At 35.0% G+C, this 246-nt stretch carries 1 protein-coding gene; it reads right to left on the reverse strand.

Translation table 11 applies throughout. The features are described from left to right. Positions 1–246 (reverse strand): DDE-type integrase/transposase/recombinase (locus LOK41_RS28840; protein WP_241819484.1); only part of this gene is annotated, 246 nt, incomplete at both ends.

A 246-nucleotide genomic window follows, 5' to 3' on the forward strand; every position in this document is an offset into this window, starting at 1 on the left:
CTGATGATCCCGTTTTTTACGAAGTTGAATATCCAATGTGTGCCCGTCTTTATCAATTGCACGATATAAATAACACCATTTTCCTTTGACTTTTATATAGGTTTCATCCAGTTTCCAAGATAATGGAACGTTTTTATTTTTCTTCTTCCAAATTTGATAGATAAGATTTCCATATTCATGAACCCAGCGCATGATGGTTGTTGGGTGAACTGAAATACCACGTTCTTTCAGGATTTCAGATACATC

Origin of the sequence: Bacillus sp. TL12 (assembly GCF_022625245.1) — a bacterium.
Taxonomy (GTDB): Bacteria; Bacillota; Bacilli; order Bacillales; family Bacillaceae_G; genus Bacillus_A.